This is a genomic window from Reichenbachiella sp. (assembly GCF_039944555.1).
In the GTDB taxonomy this organism is placed as follows: domain Bacteria; phylum Bacteroidota; class Bacteroidia; order Cytophagales; family Cyclobacteriaceae; genus Reichenbachiella.
Genome location: NZ_JBDUYN010000007.1, coordinates 1,109,322 through 1,125,968 on the forward strand (window position 1 = coordinate 1,109,322; position 16,647 = coordinate 1,125,968).

Here is a 16,647-nt window from a genome sequence, read left to right on the forward strand (position 1 = left end):
AAATTATGTCAAATCAATCAATAGCTATCATATGCGGTGGCGGACCGGCACCAGGGATCAATACCGTGGTCAGTACGGTTGCCAAAACCTTTTTAAAAAGTGGTTACCGTGTACTGGGTGTACATGGTGGATACAAGGGAATCCTATCTGAAAAGCCAGATCTTATTGATTTTGATTTTGCATATGCAGATAGAATATTCAGCAGAGGCGGATCTACGCTAGTTATGAGCAGATTCAAACCTAAGGAAGAGGATTTCAGCGCTAAGTTTTTCATTGACAATAATGTTAAATTATTGGTAACCATCGGCGGTGATGACACGGCTAGCACAGCCAACCGGCTTGCCAAATATCTAAAAAAGAGTCAGGCGGATGTAAAGAACATCCACGTGCCTAAGACTATTGACAATGACCTGCCTTTACCTGATCGAAATCCAACATTTGGATTTCATTCTGCTAAAGATGAAGGCGTGAAGATCGGCAATACCATTTATGAGGATGCCATCACCAGCCAAAATTGGTTCATCATGTCCGCTATGGGAAGGTCGGCAGGACATCTGGCTTTTGGGATCGCTTCAGCTTGTCACTTTCCCATGCTCATTATCCCCGAGATGTTCAATAAAACGAATATCACTTTGGATAAGGTAGTCAATCTGATTATCTCATCGATGATTAAAAGGAAAGTAGAAAATATTAACTACGGCGTGGCTCTGGTAAGTGAGGGCGTTTTTCATCTGATAGACGAGCAAGAATTGAAAGACTCTGGCATCCTTTTTACTTATGACGCACATGGCCATCCTGAGTTGGGCAACGTGAGTAAGTCAAACATATTCAACGTCCTGGTTCAGGAAAAACTTAAAACACTGGGTATTGAAATCAAAAGCAGACCGGTAGAATTAGGTTACGAACTTAGATGCTGCCGACCTATCGGTTATGACCTTACGCTTTGTACGCTGCTTGGAATTGGTGTGAAAAAATTATTTGATGACGATGTCACTGGGTGCATCGTAACAACCAACTCAAGAGGAGATATCAAACCTATGTTTCTTTCAGAATTTGAAAATGGTGACGGCGTGATACCACCCCGACTTGTCGACATCAACGCAGAAATATCAAAGTTAGGTTTTAAGAATCTGCACTTCCTCGAAGAAGCAGATTCGGCGAAAGCCGTTAAGCTCATAGCTAACCCACAAGATTACGAATTCAACAAAATATTAAACTGGAACTAGAAAATGGCACGATTTACAAGAATAGAAGTAGCGCAACAGATGGGGGCAACCGGAATGGTGCCTGTATTTTACCACAAGGATATTGAAATCTGTAAGAAGATATTAAAAGCTTGCTATGATGGCGGTGTGAGAGTATTTGAATTTGTAAACAGAGGAGATTATGCTCAAGAAGTTTTTACTGAATTGAATAAATATGCGGCAGAAGAAACTCCTGAAATGATCTTAGGTATTGGTTCTGTGATAGACGCCGGTACTACATCTCTTTACATTCAAAATGGAGCCAACTTTATTGTATCTCCCATTCTCAACGCCGATATGGCCAAGGTCTGCAATAGAAGAAAGATTGCCTGGTCACCAGGATGCGGTTCACTTACTGAGATCTCATATGCTGAGGAATTGGGTGCCGAGGTCGTGAAAATTTTTCCTGGCTCGCAAGTTGGAGGCCCATCATTTGTAGCAGCGGTAAAAGGACCTTTCCCCTGGAGCAGTATTATGCCAACCGGTGGTGTAGAACCTACAGAAGACAACCTTAAGGGCTGGATCCATGCAGGCGTTCATTGTGTAGGCATGGGGTCTAAGCTCTTTGTGAAAAACTCTGAGGGTGAATTTGACTATGCCGGTCTGACTAGTAAGGTGAAAGCGACGCTAGCGTTGATAAAAAAATTAAGAAAAGATTAGTGTGTTTATTAAAGAATAATCCGTTGCCCGATGGATTATGCATCAATAAAAAGGCCCTCAGATGGAGGGTCTTTTTTTGTATCCAGCATTATTAATTAGAATACAAAAAAATAAGCATGCTATTTTGAGTATCCTTTTTATAAGTCAACCGTTATTAGCATTTTTGGGCGTCCATTTGAATAAGGGTAGAAGTGATCAAAATAGAAAAAAACGAAAGGTATTGGAACATTGGATTTAGTTTGTTTTCCATTCTTTTCGTAGGCTATTTATTTGATTTCAAGTACCTGACCACGTTCGATCCTCCACTTGAGTTTTTCTCGATCATAACGAATCCACTTACAGCTATTTTCTATCTTGGGGGTAGTTTAATCGCCTTTCGCCACAGCTACATGCTCATGCGTTTTGTAGCCCAGAAAACACCACAACTTTCATTCGCTTTTGCCATTATTTTTGCTGTTGTTATTCTGGGCAGTAGCATTCTTATCTATTTGAGTTTTGGCTACGATGTTTCCACCTTGACTTATCCTTTCGAATGGTATACCATGATTTCTATGGAATTTGTGGTTCTTTTTTGGCTATTGATGATTGAAGTTTTGCTGGTAAAAAACCTGATTAAATTCACCAAATAGGCTTTTCCTAGAAATGTCGGGTAAGTGTCGGGTCTAATTCAAGTAATTTTTTTGACACTGAGGCCAGTGAGGCTTAAGCTTGTAAAAAAACCAGACGGATATGGCTACTCTATCACAACCCAAACTCGGGCAAACCATTATTTCACTCAGACAAGAGAAAAAAATCACTCAAGAAGAATTAGTAGAACGCTGTAATGTAAGTGTAAGAACTCTTCAAAGAATTGAGGCCGGAGAAGTGACTCCAAGGGAGAGCACACTTAGAATTATTCTCGACGCGCTGGAATTCGACTACCAGCAGATGGAAAAAACCTTTCACATCAAAGGGCGCCTCGAAAAGTTGAAGATCGCATGGATCTGCGGAATAATTTATTTCGTTACGGCGTTTGTTGAGGCTGGTCTCGATTTTTACCGGTTTGAAGTAGATCTACCAGCCTATTTTTCCTTGCTGTATACTACGGTCAAAATTGTAATCTTAGGCGTCTACATTTTCTTTATGCTAGGCTTTGCAGAGGTAGGGAAAAACTTCAAACATGGCTTGATGAAAATAACCGCCTACTTCATGCTAGGCGCAATGATTATCATTGAAATTCATGACATCATATCTCTGTTTTCGGCCATCACAGAAGAGGAATTCTTCCTCATTAAGGGCATAGAATCGGTCGCTTTTGGAGGAATTAATCTGGCATTTGGTGTCGCCCTCTTTAAGCTTGGAAAAGAACTTGGAGATCTCTCAAAAATCGCAGGAATGCTGGAAATGCTGGCAGGGCTATTCTTTTTAACTTTCGTACTGGCTATTTTCGGTGTATTCGTACTGATTCCAGCTACATTACTGGAAACGATACTCCTTTACAAAGTGTACGATTCGTTTTCAAACCAAATACAAAATGGTCAATAAGTCAGACTTTGCGCTGGATCATTCAACTAACAGTGTCAACTGGCTGCTGTAACGCCAAAGTTCGGAGGTATTGGACTCAACAGCATTGGAGTAATTTTGAATAATATCACTTTTGGCCATTGAGAAATCAAAAAGATCCATGCACTTTCCAAGCTCTTCCACCCTACTGATGCCAACAAAAAGTTGATATTCTGAAACGCCTCCTCCTGAAACCGTTTGCATCCAGACAAAGGGAAGTTCTTTTCTATTGGCCAGAACTTTGAAATCGCTTAAAAACTTTCTAAATACGCCATCTCTGCCAATTTTCACCTTCAGTGAATACACCTGTAAGAATGCACTGGTTAGCCAATTCGGCTTTGGTGCACTGTATTCATCAATCATGATATTGTAGCTACCTGAATAGTTCTCAACATAAGGCACCCAATGGATCTTATTGTGTCTTACATTTTCCGCTCTGTCTACTTTCCATTGATCAAAATCAGTCCATTCATGGTCTGGGGTGGCATCAATAAACCTCCCTCTTCTTTTACCATTTGTGACAAACCAACCTAACCATGACCAATCGTCTTTTTGAGATTTATGCCATTCCAGATCTTTAGCGTAACCATTGACAAACTGATCTGTCATTCCATCCTTTATGTCATATTCATAGAAAGCGAATACCTTGTTTTGAGCGTTAATCTTCACGCTCATCGTAAGACTTATTATAAGAATCACAACATATCTCATCCTATCGCACTTGAATTTAAAAGCCGGAGATTATTATTCGTACTTCAAAGTATTTACAGGATTGATGGTCGCCGCTCTAAGAGAATGAGCTCCTACGGTAATCATCGCTACCAAAAAAGTGGCTACACCTGCCACTATAAATGGCCAAAGCACCAGATCCACCCGGTAGGCAAACCCAGCCAACCACCAATCTATCATTAGGTAAGCCATAGGTACCGCAATTACAAAAGACAAACCAACCAGTAGCATAAAATCTTTCGATAAAAGGAGTATGATTTGGGAAGTTTTAATACCAAGTACCTTTCTGATTCCAATCTCTTTGGTTCGCTGTTCCATAGTGAATGTTGCCAAACCAAAAAGCCCAAGACACGCAACCAAAATGGCCAGTAATGAAAAGATGGTTGTAATCTTACTTAGCTTAGTCTCAGATTTGTAAGATTCGTTAAGTCTGTCTTCGAGAAAGAAATATTCAAAAGGCCTGCTGGGAATAAACTTTTGCCAGGTGGATTCTACCATTGCAATAGACTCTTGCAGATGCTCTCCATCTACCTTTACTGCCATATATTTTATGAACAGATCGAAAGTAAAAGGAGCTGTCCACAAATCCAGAGTGATCGGAGACATGGGGTGATGCTTAGAAGCATAGTTAAAATCTTGTACCACGCCGATGATTTTTCCATTACGTCCCATTCCCCTAAAGGATTTGCCAATGGCCTGTTCGGCCGTACCATAACCCAATTGTTTGATCATAGTTTCATTTACAATTAATGCCAGAGTATCATCAGTAACATAAGACTGGTCGTAGGTTCTGCCTGCCAGCAATGGAATATCAAAGGTTTTGAGAAAATCATGTCTGACAAATAACCGTGGATAGGGCTTCGACTTTTCAATACCCTCAAAGGTATAGTTCATTACCTGATGCTTGGCTCCCAACACTTCTTCTAGTGCAGTGATTGACTTTATGTAAGGCTGAGTGAGCATTTCACTTTTCATATTTTCGTAGTGCTGAGCAATCGGTGTTCCGAGCACCGGTACCATCAAGACTGCCTCTTTATTGAATCCCAAATCATCATTTTGAAGGAACTTGAGTTGATTGATAGCCATGATGGTACTCACTATCAATATCATAGAAATAGTGAACTGCATGATAACCAGTATCTTACGAAAATTCATTCCATGATTGTTCAGTTTCCCACCTTTAATCACTTCAGTAGTTTTGAACGATGAGAGCACAAATGCCGGGTAGAAGCCCGCAACCAGTCCTACGAGCAAAGCCATGCCCACGATAGCAAACAAATACTCCGGTGCCAAAAATGTCATCAAGCTGATAGATTTTTCTGTCAGTTGATTGAAACTCGCTAATAAAAGCACAATACTGAGTATGGCCACCAGCAAGGCCAATATGGTCTGAAGCACTGACTCAAAAATAAACTGATAGATGAGTTGCTTTTTCAAACTCCCAAGCGCCTTACGAATACCTACTTCCTTCGCTCTTTTTGTGGCTCTGGCAGTTGAGAGATTAATAAAATTGATCACTGCTATGAGGAGTACAAAGACGGCTACGGCAGAAAAAACATAAATATTACTCTCATTGCTATTGGCTTGGATTTCGTAGTCCAGTTTGGACTTCAAGTGAATGTCATTCAAGGGTTGCAATTCCATTGTGACATCATCCCTGATATTCTCACTAAAATACTTTTGAACAAAGTCAGGCATCATTTGAGTGAATCGCTCGGGTGAGGCATCCTCTCTAAGTACCACGTACGTCCAGCATGGATTCCAATACCACCTTTCCATGGTTCTGTCCTGATAGTGGGACCTCAAGGTCGAAAACGACGCCAGAAAGTCAAATTGAAAATGAGAATTATGCGGTGCATCTGCCATAATGCCTTTGATGACCAGTTTCCGTTCTCCCTGGAATTCAAGCACCTGACCCAGAGGATTTTCATCGCTAAAGTACTTTTTAGCCATGGACTCTGTGATTAATATCGTGTTTGGTTCATCGAGTGCCGTGCGTTTATCTCCAACAATCATTTGAAAATCAAAAACCTCGAAGAAAGTAGAGTCCACAAAAAACAATCTGGACTCGTTAAAATTACGATCCAATTTTCGGTTTGAAAGTGTCAGAAAAGGGGATTGAAAGTCAAACAACCTCGTCATATGTTCCACCTCATTTGGATAGTCGTTGACCAGTGCGGGGCCTACGGGGAAAGGCTGGCTTGCAGAGTGCTCACCTACTCCATCGCTTTCGAAGTGTTCTATGAGTCGGTAAGTGCGGTCAGATTTAGAATGAAATTGATCATAGCTCAATTCATCATGAATATACAGAAAAATCAGCAGAAAGCAGGCCACGCCTATGGCCAGTCCAGATGTATTAATCAGGCTATATACGCGTTGACGCATGAAATTTCGATAAGCAATTTTGATAAAATTTTTAAACATGGCTGTCGTATTATTATGAGTTATTGAGTTTCGTTTAAGTAAAAAAGGCCTGAGCAAGTCCAGTACATCAAGCATTACAAATAATTTCGCCCACCGGCGCCCCTTCCTTTGGCATCTTTCCACGTAGAGTTCATGCAAGTCTCCTTTGAGCATTTCAGCATGCTCTTCCTTGCACAGCTTATCCAGTAGACTGATCGCCCACTTTGGTGGAATTAATGATTCATCCATGTGAGAGACAATCCTCTAAATGATAAACTCGGCATAGCCTGATACAAACCTGTACGTAGATCATGAGCTTCTCTGGCTGCAGCCCGCCCTGCCGAAGTAATCGAATAAAAACGCTTTCTTCTCCCTCCGCGCTCCTTTGTGGCACCTCCCTCTTCTGAACTTATAAATCCCTTTTCAGTCAATCGGTTGAGTGCAGAATGAAGTGCACCAATACTTGGGTTTCTTCCAGTTCGTTGTTTGAGTTCTTCTTTTATAGAAATGCTATAAGCATTTTCGTTGAGTACACCAATGACTAAAAGTACAAGCTCTTCAAATTCTCCAAGATAGGTTCCTTTCATAAGTCTATTTATTCTACAATTAGGAGTTAAATACGGCAATGTAGAAACATTAGTTTCCTATTTGCAAATCAAATGGTGATTTTTATGACAAAATGCAATTGCAAAAAGACGAACGACAACTATTTATTAGGAAATTCGAGAGTGAACGTAGTTCCTTTTCCAAGTTCACTATCTACATAGATTGACCCATCATTCAGGGCCATAAACTCACTCACGAGCACCAGCCCCAACCCTGTACCTTTTTCGTTGTTAGTACCATAGGTGGAATGAGTAAGTTCGAATATTTCCTCCAACTTATCATTGGAGATACCTACTCCTTGGTCTGTAATTTTAATGGTCGTTTTTTTATGATCACAATAATAGTCCACCTGAATGATAGAGTCTTCATGTGAAAATTTGATAGCATTGTTGATCAGGTTTCTAATGACGGTCGATAGTGAATTCCTATCTGCATGAATCAGGCAACCGGATGCTCCTTTCAATTCTATATCGATGCTTTTTGATTTGGCTGATTCCTTCAAGATTGAGATAATTTCCTTAAGGAAAAAATCGACTTCAATGAGTTCGGGATTCACTTTAAAATTACCCGATTGATTGAGTGCCCAGGTGAGTAGGTTATCTAGCAAATGCCTAAGACGCTTTACTGAATCCGCCATATGGTTCACCATTTCATCGACCATATCAAGTTGCTGTTCATCTTGATAATGATGAATTAAATCCGTAAGCCCTTGAAGGGAATTGAGCGGACTCCTCAGATCATGACCAATAATTGAAAAGAGTTGATTTTTGGTGTCGTTTGCATTTTGCAAAACAAGCCTTTGTGTTTCAATATCACGCTTTTGTGCTTCTACTTCTGCGGTACGTTTGGATATTAGTTTTTCCAATTTCAGTTTAGCCTGCTCCAGATTCGCCATCCTTATTCTAAACAGCCCATATATCATACCCGACACCAAAATTAAATGTCCAATAATACTCCATTTCGTCAGGTACCAGGGCTTGTTAACATAAAAATGGTATGCGTCTGTTTCACTGATTTGGTTAATTGCATTTTTTGCTCTGACGTGAAAAATGTACTCTCCAGCACTCAAATCTGTGTAATCCTTTTTGAATTCTCGTGACCAATCCGACCATTGATCCTCACGCCCTACTAGGCGATATTGAAAAACACTCTCATCACTTGCATTAATCTCATTGGTAAAAAATGTGAATCTAACATCCGTTCTGTCGTGAGGTAGTTCTACAGGATCAACATCAAAACCATTTTCAAAAATCAATGAATCTTTTCCCCAAATCATCTTGTCAATATGGCACCTGAAACTTTCCGTAGGAATCTGCATCGGGATGTTTTGATCGTACCGAACCGCACCGCCATCTCCAATAAACCAAATCACATTGTCTTTATCAGCGAATGAAGAACTGACGTGAAAATGTGAGCCAAAGGCCAGGCCTGTTGAAGTGATAGCTCCATCTTTTAAAACCACATGTTCATTGTAGTTTATCCTTAGGTTATCCTGATAGCTCAGCCAAAATTTATCAGAATCTATCCCGACCACCTGCTTAATTTTTACTGGGATGTTATTTAGATTCAGAGCCTTCTTGCCAACCACTTCGGCTTGTGAGTTTATAAAAAAAGATTCTGTGCGCGACACTACCAAAACACTATCTCCCACTTCTACAATATCTGCACTTCCAATGGCGTAAAGATCCTCCAGTTCTAGATAAGAACGCTCTTGCTCCGACTGGATGCTAACGATCCCCAACGTACCATACTTGGTCATGAATACGATTTTATCATTAATCTCCACAATTTTATTGACTGGTTCGTTCATACCGTTCAATTTCAGCAACTCTAAACCACTACTTTTTTTCAAGTACACGCCAAGTCCAATCTCTCCAGTTCCTACAAAAATTTTCGTCTGATCCTTTGATACTTTGGCGTAATGAACGGGGCGTGAATCAATTACGTCAAATTGATCATTATCAAAGGTGACCAGTCCCTTTTGGGTTGTAATCAACATTTTGTCATTCAGAATATCTAATGAGTAGATCTCATTATAATCCTCCCGATTGAATTGAGTAAAGTCTGCTCCGTAGTCACCTCTCTCTAGCCTATACAATGCGCGTAACGTACTTGCATAGATATTCCCCTCATATCGAATTACATCTGACCCAACGTCAATCAGCCCCTTTCTTCTGTCAAAATAAGATAAGGGAGACAAAACCTTGACTTTACTGGTACCGACCCCATTGGCAATCCATAAGTTGTTGGCATCGAACATGCCAACAAACAGATACTGATAATCAATTAGCCCTGAAGTTTCATCCAACATCTGCAATTGCCGACCATTTTTGTCCAATACCACAACACCTTTTGTATAGGCAGCAAAAGCAAAATTTCCGTTATACGTTACGCATCCATGATAAATTTTGTATTTTTTTAAAAACTCATCAGCTTCAGTTTTAAATACGCTCACCTCGCCATTCTTTAAGAGAAATATGCCATCATACCGACTCCCAATTAGGAGCTCCTGATCATACGGCAAGAAGATGTTGATCTTCATATCTGCGAAGTACTCTCCTCCGTCCACCTTTTTCATTTGATCCCCTACGATAGCAGTCAGTCCCACCCCAACATCCCGTGTAAACACAGTGTCCCTAACGGTAAAGGCCACATCAAATTCCTCCATGGTGGGTTCAAAGACGGTAACCTGATCGTCTGCCAATCGGAAAATATATTTTTTTGATCTAAAAATGGTCTCTCTGCTTGTGCATGCTATCTCCCAAACAGCTCCAAATTCGTGATATCGGGAATCTACTTTATTCAGCAATGAAACGTAAGACAGTCTCCCACTTGCTGAACTTTTCAGATAGCCAAATTCCCCAGTTGATCCAACATAAATGGTTCCCTTGGCATCTTGTTGAATCCAAAAGACTGTTTTTTCGTCAGTGATTCGTATAAGATTCCAATCTTGTCCATTGTACACCAGCACGCCGTCATCATTTGAGAAGTAATAGATGCCTAAGGAATCCTTAATAACATTAAAGTTGAAACTACCGGCTCGATAATCGGAAGGCGCATAATAATCTATAAACGGAAGACCTTTTTCGCTAGACTGAGCACTAGTAAAAGTGAAGAAAACAGGTAGGAGAATAACGCACAACGCGGCTGACTTTATAAAACTCATCAAGACTTATAGTTAAATTAAAGACAGGCAGACGTAAAATTAAAACTATAGCAGGCTGGAAGGATTCTTAAAAATAATGGAATATTTGGCAATTAACCTAACTTATTTCAAATTTAATGTCGCAACATTGGTCGCATATTGGATAATGAGCTTAACTATTCAAATATCTCCAATTGTTCGGGCAGCAATCTGAAACTTTTGCGATGATGAGGGGTAATGCCAAATTCCCTTATCGCATCACGATGTGCCACCGTTGGGTAGCCTGCATTCGTATGCCAACCATAAGAAGGGTACTCCCGATGAAGCTCTTGCATAAGTTCATCCCTAAAGGTCTTGGCTAGTACGGAGGCAGCTGCAATGGAATAATACTTTCCATCACCTTTTACAATGGTTTCATGTGGTATACCATCGTAAGGCTTGAATCTGTTGCCATCAATCAGCAGCAATTCCGGTTTGGTCTTTAACTGATCTACAGCCCTGTGCATAGCAAGAAATGAAGCATTCAAAATATTGATCTCATCAATCTCTGTATGCGAAACAACACCTACGGCCCAGGCAATTGCATCACTCTTTATTTCTTCCTTGATCGCGTTTCTCTGTTTGAAACTTAGTTTTTTAGAATCGTTGAGTACGTCGTGTGTATAGTCAGGCGGCAATATGACCGCAGCAGCTACCACCGGTCCGGCAAGGCAACCCCTGCCTGCTTCGTCGCAACCTGCTTCTATGGTATTCTTTTGAAAAAAAGAGTCTAAAGACATAAGTCAAAAATAGGAATCTTAGGGATTAAAAATTCATGTTTTCAATGTATTCTGTACCTTCGCATTTCGTTTAATTGAAATGGCCAGAATAGGAACAGACATATTACATGCAGCCGACCTGCTGAGGGCCGGAAAATTGGTGGGCATTCCGACTGATACAGTCTATGGACTGGCAGGTCATGCCCAAAAAACAGAAACGCTCAAAGAGATTTTCCGGGTCAAGAAACGCCCACAGGACAAGCCCTTGATTGCCCAGGTAGATCATCTTGAGAAAGCAACCGGTTTTGTGAAAAATATCTCTAACCATGCAAGAATTTTAGCCGAAAAATATTGGCCCGGAGCCCTGACATTGATTTTTGAAGCCACACAGGAAGTATCACCTGTTATGGTATCAAACGGCAAAACCATGGGATTGAGAGTGCCAGACCATAAGTTAGCTTTGGACCTACTAGGACAGATAGAATTTCCATTGGCAGTGACCAGCGCGAATTTGAACGGTCAAGCGAGCCCGACAACTGCTCAGGAAGTCGACGAGCAGATTGGAGATCAAATCGAGTACATTCTTGATGGTGGTCCGAGTCTTCACGGCTTGGAGTCTACCATCGTGGCCTTTGAAAATAAAATACCTGTGATTTTGAGACCCGGGGCCATATCGGAAGAAGAAATACTGGCAACCTTAAATTTGAAGTTGAGCCATTGAATATAGAACTTTACCATTCATAATAAATAAGCGCATGACCCAAGAGACAGAATTACTGTCATGATTGCCATAAAATTTATTAGATAATAAACACGAATTACAATGAACACACTAGATCAATTCAATTTTGAAGGCAAGAAAGCCTTAGTGCGAGTGGATTTCAACGTGCCTTTAAATGCCGAATTTGAAATTACTGATGACACCAGAATCAAAGCCGCTACGCCGACGATCAAAAAAATATTGGCTGATGGCGGATCTGCTATTCTGATGAGTCACTTGGGTCGCCCAAAAAACGGACCGGAAGAGAAATTTTCATTGAAGTACCTGGTATCGACTCTATCTGAAAGATTCGGCACCGAGGTGAAATTCGCAGAAGACTGCGTAGGAGAAGATGCCGTATCACTGGCTGCCGGACTGCAACCTGGAGAAGTGCTACTTCTGAATAATCTTAGATTCTACAAAGAAGAAACAAAAGGGGATGAAGCTTTTGCTGAAAAACTATCGAAGCTTGGCGATGTTTATGTAAACGATGCCTTCGGAACGGCACACCGCGCGCATGCTTCTACAACCATCGTAGCTAAGTTCTTTGCAGACAAAGTATGCGGCTATGTCATGCAAGCCGAGCTTGATAATGCTGAAAAGGTATTGAACAACCCACAAAGGCCTTTCACTGCCATTATGGGTGGTGCAAAAGTGTCAGACAAGATATTGATCATTGAGAAATTGCTCGACAAAGTAGACAACCTGATCATTGGAGGTGGCATGTCCTATACTTTTACAAAGGCCAAAGGCGGCAATATAGGTAATTCACTTTGTGAAAATGATAAATTGGAATTGACTAAGGAATTGGAAGAAAAGGCCAAGGCCAAAGGCGTAAAGCTCTATTTACCTTCTGACACTGTTATTGCGGATGATTTCAATAATGAAGCCAATAGACAAACTGTTGGCAACCAAGATATACCTGATGGTTGGATGGGATTGGACATTGGACCTGATACCCGCAAGCAATTCTCTGAAATCGTTGAGAGTTCTAAAACTGTACTGTGGAATGGCCCAATGGGTGTATTTGAATTTCCAAACTACGCGAAAGGCACAGATACCATTGCTGAATCTGTAGTCAAAGCGACAGAAAATGACGGTTTTTCTTTGATAGGCGGTGGTGACTCTGCATCTGCGATCAACAATCTGGGCTATGGAGAAAAAGTTTCTTACGTATCAACAGGTGGTGGAGCCCTATTAGAATATATGGAGGGTAAAGTGCTGCCCGGCGTAGCTGCTTTGGAAAACTAGTTCCATTTCTTTAAAGTATTAAGGGCCTTTTCGCTTTGCGGAAAGGCTTTTTTTATGGCCATACGTTCAGCCGTCTTCATCCATCAAACGCATCCATTCCTTTACCACCTGCTCCAGATCTGACTTACGGTTTTCTATTTCATCCAGCGTTGAGAACTTCGCTGTTCTCCCCTCTTTCCCATCACCTTGTAGCAGTCCCGATTCATCATTAATCAAGGCTCCTTTGTGAAACATGAGACTGACATGTTTCTTGGCATTCATAAAATAAGAGGCCATGTTGCCCTTGTACATAAATGTTGGGCTACTCCATTTAATAGTTTCCTCTATTCCCGGATGTGTATTGAGAATTATTTCTCTGACTCTTTCGATTTCAGTAGTCATGGGATGTGCCTTCTTTACGAGATACTCGTCTACTTTTGGATTCTTGTTCATTGATACATGGGTCTATTGATTCATTAACTCATTGAATATTTCATAAATCTATATTAATTTATTATAATATTTATATTATCATTGTATAATATTATATAAAAGCATGCTTACCGTACCAGTCATTTCTGTTTTTAAAGTACTCGCCGATGAAAATCGTAGCAAAATGGTATGGTTACTCGGTGAGAAAGAACAAACGGTAGGTGAACTCGAGCAGGCGCTTGGGCTAAGTCAATCCTCCACTTCTCAGCATTTAAAAATTTTAACCCAGAGTGGCCTGGTCTCTTTCAGAAAGTATGGGAATTTCAGAATATATGCCTTGAAGAAGGAAGAACTAAGAGCGGCTATGAGTTTTTTTGATAGTCTTTGGGACAAGGGACTCGATCGACTTAAACAAAACCTGGAAAAAAATGAGTAATAGTTTATACAAGGAAATATGGATCAAAGCACCTGTCGAGAAGGTTTTTGCCTGTTTTACGGAGGAAAAAGCAATGTTGACCTGGCATGGCAAGGAGGTTGTTTCCGATCCAAGGCCTGGAGGGATTTACAAAGTTGTTTTTGAAGACGGAACAATCATCTTGGGAGAATATAAAGAAGTAGAACTAAACAAAAGAGTAGTTTATTCTGCAAGTTATGGAGAGGTAGAAAGCGTAGTATACATTGACTTCATTCTTGAAAATGAAGGTACCAGAGTGAAACTCAAACAAGAATTTTTACTGGATCAGGATATTTCTTCCTTTGAAGGTGGCTGGGATTATTTCCTCGGGTTGCTCAAGGAAGCAATAGATGCTTAGTCTAGACGCATACTGAAAAACTTGCTGGGCATCCCTTTGTACTCGCCTAATCGGTCAAGCGTAAAACCTCTTGCAGTGAGAATCTTGCCAGAAGCAACGTTATTCGGATCTGTCATCGCATAGAGGCTTTTGAGTCCGCCATGTCTACGAGCGATCTCAACCAAAGCCTGAGCCAAAGCTCCACCATAGCCCTTTCCCCAACAAGAGGGCAAGAGCATGTAACCTAATTCTGCTTGCTTATGTTGTTGCACATCTAACTCCAGCTTGGCCGAACCGATATACTCCCTCGACAGCGCATCGAAAACCTTGTATTTGCCCAGGATGGGATCTTTCTTATTCATTACCAGTGTTGCCTCAAAGGCCTCAAGAGCCTCATTTCTCGACATGGCCTTACCAGTAATCATGGCCATAACTTGTTCGTCACTAACCAATTGATAATACAATTCAAAGTCGTCTGCTCCGAACTGTTGAATTAGAACCCTACTTTCCATAATGATCTCTTAGGTTTACTTTCCTTCCAACTGGTTCAGAAATTTCTTAATGATACCTGTGTTCTGTTCGAGATTGTCATGCATGGTACCGTGACCGGCACCTTCTACCACTTCCATCTGTGCATTTGGAACCAGGCTCTGAAAATAGCTAACAGTCTTAGGACGAGCTTCATCATATTCGCCAGTAATAAATAGCGTGGGCACTTCAATTCGTTCCAGGCTTTCCATATTGTCGTAGTTCTTTAATGTACCCGTGGCCGTAAACTCTGTTGGCCCCCACATGTAATTGTAGATAAAATTGTTTCTTGGTGCTTCGACGGTATCTAATGGACTGACCAACTTTTCTTTTCTCCGGCCAAAGTTTTTCGAGAAAACTGTATCTGCCTGCAAGTAAGAAAAAGAGGTGAATTCCTGAGTTTCCTCTCCAACCCTAATGGCCATTTGAATGGAATCAGGAAGTGTACTAATCAAAGTATCTGCATCAGATTCCCACAAAGCAGTATTAAAATAGGGACTATTAAAAATGATGGCTTTGACACCATCCGGATATTTATCATAGTACTCAAGGGCAAGTGCAGTTCCCCACGAATGACCATGCAAGTAAAACTCTTTCAACCCGAGCGATATTCTCAAGGCGGCAACCTGCTCCACAAAATTATCCACGGTTAGCAACGTGGTGTCCTCATGCTGGTCAGACCGACCACTGCCCAATTGATCCATCAAAATGATGGGGCGATCAGCAGTTAGGGGTTCGAAAAGGTAGAAGGATCTGCTTGTACCTCCAGGCCCTCCATGCAGCATCAAAAGTGGTGTTTGATTGCCCTCTCCAAGTACCCTATACCATATTTTTCCGCCTTTAACGTCAACGTAACCTTCTCCGCTTTTCAAACCCAAAGATGGCGTTTGGCAGTTTATCAACCCAGCTATAAAGAAGATGGATAAGTATCCTGGAATTTTACTTTTATTCATGACTTGTGTTCATCGATTGTTGTCGAAACTAATTCTCCAATTTAATAGAAACTTATGAATACCATTCAGGATTTACTCGAACGGACGAGACCATCAATTGATGGCAGAGTTCAATCTCTTTTTAGATAGTAGTTTCTGCCCTTACCATTTCAAATACTCCGGAAATGTTTCTTAGTTATAAAACCTCAAACCTGATATGGCCGTCTTTTTCAAAAAATAAGGACATCTATGGATACTGAAAACTGCTGGTCATTTTTACATAAGGCATTGGAAAGTTATGCACCGATATCAAATGAAACTTGGCTGAAATTTCAGGCAATAGGACAAATCAAAAACTATAAAATCGGAGAATTACTTCTTCGGGCGGGGCAACAGGCTAAGCATATCCATTTTATCTGCCAGGGCATGGCTCGAACCTACTTTACCGATCACGATGGTAATCATTACAACAAAAATATATTCTCTGAAGGCCATTTTCCAGCTTCGATGGTTTCCCTGCTGGAAGAAGCTCCCTCCTACCTGACTATTGAGATGCTGGAGGATACCACATTGATCAATATCGATTATAAAAAATATCGTCAGTTGATCAATGAAAGAGAGGATTTGAAAAATTTCTACATCTCCTATACTGAAAAGCGCTGGGTAATAGCGAAAGAAAAAAACGAATTAGCCATGGCTACGCAACACGCCACGCAGCGATACCTGACTTTTCTCGAACAAAATCCTGGTATCATAGATCGAGTTAAGCAAAAACATGTTGCCGCCCACTTGGGTATCACGCCTACACAGCTGAGTCGGATCAGAAAAGAATTAAAAAAATCTTCCTGAATCAACATATGTAAATGCAAAGGACGAAAGCGAAGGCT

17 protein-coding genes are annotated in these 16,647 nt (G+C 40.9%); 9 read left to right on the plus strand and 8 right to left on the minus strand.

Annotated elements, in window-relative coordinates:
• Window positions 1–5 precede the first annotated feature (5 nt).
• The 4 genes from ABJD64_RS13300 (at window position 6) to ABJD64_RS13315 (ending at window position 3,428) form a co-directional block, all read left to right on the plus strand.
• Window positions 6–1,226 (plus strand): 6-phosphofructokinase, encoded by a 1,221-nt coding sequence (locus ABJD64_RS13300; protein ID WP_348179379.1) that lies wholly within the window; start codon window positions 6–8, stop codon window positions 1,224–1,226.
• Between the two features lie 3 nt (window positions 1,227–1,229).
• On the plus strand, window positions 1,230–1,904 hold the full coding sequence (locus ABJD64_RS13305) for a bifunctional 4-hydroxy-2-oxoglutarate aldolase/2-dehydro-3-deoxy-phosphogluconate aldolase (RefSeq protein ID WP_348179380.1): 675 nt from the start codon (window positions 1,230–1,232) through the stop codon (window positions 1,902–1,904).
• A 191-nt stretch (window positions 1,905–2,095) separates the two neighbouring features.
• Entirely contained in the window at window positions 2,096–2,533 is a 438-nt protein-coding gene (locus ABJD64_RS13310; protein ID WP_348179381.1) for a hypothetical protein, read from the plus strand.
• A 100-nt stretch (window positions 2,534–2,633) separates the two neighbouring features.
• A complete protein-coding gene (locus ABJD64_RS13315; RefSeq protein ID WP_348179382.1) occupies window positions 2,634–3,428 on the plus strand; it encodes a helix-turn-helix transcriptional regulator in 795 nt (264 codons plus the stop codon).
• 18 nt (window positions 3,429–3,446) lie between these two features.
• Here ABJD64_RS13315 and ABJD64_RS13320 read toward each other — a convergent pair whose 3' ends face one another.
• The 5 genes from ABJD64_RS13320 to ABJD64_RS13340 form a co-directional block, all read right to left on the minus strand.
• Window positions 3,447–4,121 (minus strand): hypothetical protein, encoded by a 675-nt coding sequence (locus ABJD64_RS13320; RefSeq protein ID WP_348179383.1) that lies wholly within the window; start codon window positions 4,119–4,121, stop codon window positions 3,447–3,449.
• Between the two features lie 69 nt (window positions 4,122–4,190).
• Window positions 4,191–6,827, minus strand: coding sequence for an ABC transporter permease (locus ABJD64_RS13325; protein ID WP_348179384.1), 2,637 nt, complete (start codon window positions 6,825–6,827; stop codon window positions 4,191–4,193).
• Window positions 6,812–7,165, minus strand: coding sequence for a helix-turn-helix transcriptional regulator (locus ABJD64_RS13330; protein ID WP_348179385.1), 354 nt, complete (start codon window positions 7,163–7,165; stop codon window positions 6,812–6,814). The genes ABJD64_RS13325 and ABJD64_RS13330 overlap by 16 nt, the downstream gene beginning before the upstream one ends.
• A 119-nt stretch (window positions 7,166–7,284) precedes the next feature.
• Window positions 7,285–10,350, minus strand: coding sequence for an ATP-binding protein (locus tag ABJD64_RS13335; RefSeq protein WP_348179386.1), 3,066 nt, complete (start codon window positions 10,348–10,350; stop codon window positions 7,285–7,287).
• A gap of 155 nt (window positions 10,351–10,505) precedes the next feature.
• Complete coding sequence (locus ABJD64_RS13340) at window positions 10,506–11,108, minus strand: ribonuclease HII (protein ID WP_348179387.1); 603 nt, start codon at window positions 11,106–11,108, stop codon at window positions 10,506–10,508.
• A gap of 79 nt (window positions 11,109–11,187) precedes the next feature.
• Here ABJD64_RS13340 and ABJD64_RS13345 point away from each other — a divergent pair, with 79 nt between their 5' ends.
• Both ABJD64_RS13345 and ABJD64_RS13350 read left to right on the plus strand, forming a co-directional pair.
• Window positions 11,188–11,808, plus strand: a complete 621-nt coding sequence (locus ABJD64_RS13345) for an L-threonylcarbamoyladenylate synthase (protein WP_348179388.1) — start codon at window positions 11,188–11,190, stop codon at window positions 11,806–11,808.
• A gap of 102 nt (window positions 11,809–11,910) precedes the next feature.
• Complete coding sequence (locus ABJD64_RS13350) at window positions 11,911–13,098, plus strand: phosphoglycerate kinase (protein WP_348179389.1); 1,188 nt, start codon at window positions 11,911–11,913, stop codon at window positions 13,096–13,098.
• Window positions 13,099–13,164: 66 nt separating this feature from the next.
• Here the strand turns inward: ABJD64_RS13350 and ABJD64_RS13355 are convergent, their stop codons facing one another.
• On the minus strand, window positions 13,165–13,530 hold the full coding sequence (locus ABJD64_RS13355) for a DUF1801 domain-containing protein (protein WP_348179390.1): 366 nt from the start codon (window positions 13,528–13,530) through the stop codon (window positions 13,165–13,167).
• Window positions 13,531–13,633: 103 nt separating this feature from the next.
• On the opposite strand from ABJD64_RS13355, the gene ABJD64_RS13360 reads away from it, so the two are divergent.
• Both ABJD64_RS13360 and ABJD64_RS13365 read left to right on the plus strand, forming a co-directional pair.
• Window positions 13,634–13,945, plus strand: coding sequence for a metalloregulator ArsR/SmtB family transcription factor (locus tag ABJD64_RS13360; RefSeq protein ID WP_348179391.1), 312 nt, complete (start codon window positions 13,634–13,636; stop codon window positions 13,943–13,945).
• Window positions 13,938–14,321, plus strand: a complete 384-nt coding sequence (locus ABJD64_RS13365; protein WP_348179392.1) for an SRPBCC domain-containing protein — start codon at window positions 13,938–13,940, stop codon at window positions 14,319–14,321. Before ABJD64_RS13360 ends, ABJD64_RS13365 begins: the two co-directional genes overlap by 8 nt.
• On the opposite strand, the gene ABJD64_RS13370 is transcribed toward ABJD64_RS13365, so the two are convergent.
• On the minus strand, window positions 14,318–14,812 hold the full coding sequence (locus ABJD64_RS13370; RefSeq protein ID WP_348179393.1) for a GNAT family N-acetyltransferase: 495 nt from the start codon (window positions 14,810–14,812) through the stop codon (window positions 14,318–14,320). The two genes, ABJD64_RS13365 and ABJD64_RS13370, sit on opposite strands and share 4 nt — an antisense overlap.
• Window positions 14,813–14,827: 15 nt before the next feature.
• The gene (locus ABJD64_RS13375) at window positions 14,828–15,781 is read right to left on the minus strand and encodes a proline iminopeptidase-family hydrolase (RefSeq protein WP_348179394.1); all 954 of its coding nucleotides are present in this window, start codon (window positions 15,779–15,781) and stop codon (window positions 14,828–14,830) included.
• A gap of 228 nt (window positions 15,782–16,009) precedes the next feature.
• Between ABJD64_RS13375 and ABJD64_RS13380 the strand changes: the two genes are divergently transcribed.
• Window positions 16,010–16,609 (plus strand): Crp/Fnr family transcriptional regulator, encoded by a 600-nt coding sequence (locus ABJD64_RS13380; RefSeq protein WP_348179395.1) that lies wholly within the window; start codon window positions 16,010–16,012, stop codon window positions 16,607–16,609.
• Window positions 16,610–16,647: the final 38 nt, after the last annotated feature.